Genomic DNA, 3,785 nt, shown 5'->3' with positions numbered 1-3,785 from the left:
CCACCCCCGCGCAAGTTCATGATTGCAACTGCGGCTATGACAACGTCCCAGGTACTCAGGAATATCAGCAGTGCCTGCATGGAAATGCGGCTGCGCCCGGACCGGCCAGCTCACCGCCACCCGCGCCACCCGCGCCACCCGCGCCACCCACCTAATCCCTACCGCGCTTGGCTCGCCACCGGTGCGGCGAACCGCGAGGGCGCGGTGGTCGCCTGGTCGAATGGCCGCCGACGAAATGGTCCAGGGGGTGTGATCGGGGCGTAGTGTTCGCACGGGTAGCACAGAGGGAAGTCCGAGGATGCCGATGAGCGATCATGACTGGAGCAAGCCAGCGGCGATGGCCATTCCTAAGGAGGGCTACTTCGAGCTCGAGCGGGGCAGGTACGGTCCTATCTATCCGAGAACTCCTGCCTGCTATGGCTTTTCGATCATCGCGAAGGTCAAAGAGGGGCGCGAAGAGGCCGTCCGCGCGTACGGCAAGCAGATCGAGGAAGCGATTGCCGGGAGTCCCGACGTGCTCGCGCCGCTGCGGCTGCACTACTTGCGGTGGGTACTGTTCGACGTCGGTTCGGGGCTGCATTTTCAGTACCAGGGCATCTTCGACACCGACTTCGACAAGTACACCGAGGATGCGGTGACGCTGTTCAGCCAGACCGGGATCACTACGGTGTTCACCAACCTCGAGGGATTCCCGGAGGACTGGAAAGAGAATCCTGACGCCTTCGTGCAGTTCGTTCGTGAGCACCAGTGCCCCAGTTTCCTGGAGTACGGGGAGTACCCGTACGTCACCGCCGACGAGATCAAAAAGGCCCTGCGGCTCAAAGCGGCGTTCTCCGACATGCTCGACCAAATGCAGTGACCCGCACCGAAACGTGCACCGATGCTTGAGTTGGAGGACATTCAGCATATTCTGCTGACCCGAACGCCGGCGATGACCGGGCGCTACGAGTTCCTGTCATTCGACGACCCGGCCGGCGGCCGGGCGTGGCTGTCCGAGCTGATCGACAGGGTCGACTCGGCGGCGACGGCGCAAGCCTCGATGGACAGCACGAAGCGGTGGATCACGCTGGCGTTCACGTGGAGCGGCCTGCGAGCACTCGGATTGCCCGAGGAATCCCTGGCAACTTTCCCGGAGGCGTTTCGCCAGGGCATGGCGGCTCGGGCAGACATCTTGGGCGATACCGGGGCTAACCACCCTGACAACTGGGTCGGCGGTCTGGCAGGCGGTGACTTGCACGCGATCGCGATCCTGTTCGCGCGCGATGACGCCGAACATGCGCGGGCCACGGGAGAACACGACAAGCTTGTGGCCCGGTGCGATGGTGTGCGCAGTCTGTCGGTGCTGGATTTGAACGCGACGCCGCCGTTCAATTACGCACATGATCACTTCGGGTTCCGGGACAGGTTGTCGCAGCCGGTGATCGAGGGCTCGGGTGAAGAGCCGACGCCGGGGTCGGGCGCGCCGCTGAAGCCGGGCGAGTTCATCCTCGGCTATCCCGACGAGCACGGGTCGCCCGATCTGCCGCAGCCAGAAGTCCTGTGCCGCAATGGAAGCTACATGGCCTACCGGCGGTTGCAGGAGCACGTTGGACTGTTCCGCGACTATCTGCAGGAGCACGCCGACACGCCGGACGATCAGGAATTGCTCGCCGCGAAATTCATGGGCCGCTGGCGCAGCGGTGCCCCGCTAGTGTTGGCACCGGATAAGGACGATCCCGAGCTGGGCGCGGACCCTATGCGCAACAACGACTTCAACTATAAGGAGATGGATCCGCACGGGTATGCTTGCCCGCTGGGATCGCACGCGCGACGCCTCAACCCGCGCGACACTGCGCACAACATGAACCGGCACAGGATAATTCGCCGCGGTGCTACCTACGGTCCTGCATTGCCCGAGGGCGCGCCCGACGACGGTGTGGATCGCGGCATCGCCGCGTTCATCATCTGCGCCAGCCTGGTCCGTCAGTTCGAGTTCGCCCAGAACGTGTGGATCAACGACCGCGCCTTCCACGAACTCGGCAACGAGCACGACCCCATCTGCGGAACGCAGGACGGGACACTGGAATTCAAAATCCCCAACAGGCCGATCCGCAAAACCCTCAAAGGGTTGCCGGCGTTCACCGCCCTGAAGGGTGGGGCTTACTTCTTCCTGCCCGGCATCAACGCCATGCGATACCTCGCGGCGCTCGACTGATCACGTTAAGGATTCACCATGGGCGCACTTTCCGCGGCGCGGACCTACAACCAAAGCCACATCCCGCGTCCGCACACCGGCGGACGGCGCATCAGCATCTACTGGACCTGGAGTTACCCGTGGGAAGCCCAACGCGACCCCGCCGCGATGTACAACCGCTTCTCCACCATGACCGAAGTCCGCAACGCCTTGTGGCCGAGCTACGAGACACCGGAATACGACCAGGCGCACTTCCTCCAGGGCATCGCCGGTACCCTGGAACTGTTCCACCGCTCGGCGCTGGCTTTCCAGGACCTGGCTGGCGAAGCCACCGGCCACCCGGTCGCCGTTTTCCAGCGCATCGACCAGGCCGGCTACCAACTCCCGATCGACGAGCGGATCCTCGCCGATACCGACACCCTCATGGTCTTCGGGCTGGACCACATCCTGTCCGAGCAGGAAGCCCTCCCGGAGGAGATCAGCGCCATCCGGGAATGGCTGCAACGAGAAGGCACGTGTCTGCTGCTGGCCCCGCATCACGACGTGGGCTTCACCGACGATTTCGCCCAGCGTCAGGTCGAATACCAGCACCACGGCGACCCGCTGGTGCCGCGCCAACAACGGTTCGGGCAGTACACCCGCTCCCTGATGACGGCCCTTGAGGTCCCGGTGCACAACACCTGGGGGCTGCGTCCCGCCGTTGTCGAGGGCACCACGCAGATCGCACCCCTGACCGCGGTCCGCGACCTGGACGACGCGAGGCTGCTGGACAACGTCACCACGTTCAACTTCCATCCCCACCTGCCGCACTACGAACTCACCGCACCGGAGAGCGACTCGGTGCGGGTGCTGGGTCGTCAACGGATCGATCCCACGAGGCCCCATCCCTTCACCGCGGCGGGCAACACCGAATTCAACGCGCTGATCTGGATGCCGCCGTCGGGCCGGCGCGCCGGCGACATCGTTCTCATCGACTCCACGAACTTCACCACGCTTTTCGGCGGCACCGACAGCCTCAAGAATTTTTGGCACAACCTTGCCACCATGAAGTGATGTTCCGGCGGTCTGGCCGCCGGTAACCAACCTGACCTCACCGGCACTGAACCGAAACGCCGATCGCAACGTCACCGTGGGGTCAATGCCCTGGGTTGCGGAGCGAGAGGAAGGTGGAGGTCACAATGCCCGGTATGGCAGCGCTGGCCATGGGCGCAGCTCCCGTCGTCGGTGGTGCGCTGCTCGGCGCTGCGGTGGGGCAACTCAGGGGTCCCGACTTGCGGGAGGGGATCAAACAAGACCTGGAGCTGCTCGAGCAGATGCCTGAAATGGAGGCGGCCCGGCGGGAGGCGCTGCGGCGCAGCATTGACGACCGCATCGATGAATTGATCGTGGCGGAGGACAAGGCGCGCCAGCTGCGCGCCACCGCCAGTTCCTATGAAGGAAGCTGGCGTGACATCGTCCTATTTCTCTGCACGGTGCTCTTCTCGATTGTCTGGTGGTCTGTCGACCACGACCGGGACAGCTGGCTGCCCGTGTTCATTATCACGATTGTGGCGTCGGTCGTGGCGGGCGGCTACGCAGTCCGGGGTCTGCGCCGAAGCGTGCGCAGGGTGCG

4 protein-coding genes are annotated in these 3,785 nt (G+C 64.3%); all 4 read left to right on the top strand.

Going from position 1 to position 3,785, the window contains the following annotated elements; genetic code table 11:
• Window positions 1-304 precede the first annotated feature (304 nt).
• On the top strand, window positions 305-859 hold the full coding sequence (locus ACLQI9_RS26155) for a hypothetical protein (RefSeq protein WP_442384186.1): 555 nt from the start codon (window positions 305-307) through the stop codon (window positions 857-859).
• A gap of 21 nt (window positions 860-880) precedes the next feature.
• Complete coding sequence (locus ACLQI9_RS26150; RefSeq protein WP_442392390.1) at window positions 881-2,194, top strand: Dyp-type peroxidase; 1,314 nt, start codon at window positions 881-883, stop codon at window positions 2,192-2,194.
• An 18-nt stretch (window positions 2,195-2,212) separates the two neighbouring features.
• A complete protein-coding gene (locus ACLQI9_RS26145; RefSeq protein ID WP_442384182.1) occupies window positions 2,213-3,226 on the top strand; it encodes a hypothetical protein in 1,014 nt (337 codons plus the stop codon).
• Window positions 3,227-3,351: 125 nt separating this feature from the next.
• Window positions 3,352-3,785, top strand: a 434-nt coding sequence (locus tag ACLQI9_RS26140) for a hypothetical protein (RefSeq protein ID WP_442392389.1), incomplete at its 3' end; no start/stop codon positions are given.

The organism is Mycobacterium sp., assembly GCF_052143115.1.
In the GTDB taxonomy this organism is placed as follows: domain Bacteria; phylum Actinomycetota; class Actinomycetes; order Mycobacteriales; family Mycobacteriaceae; genus Mycobacterium.
Note: the sequence above shows the minus strand (reverse complement) of the source record. Positions and strands in the feature narration are given on the sequence as shown.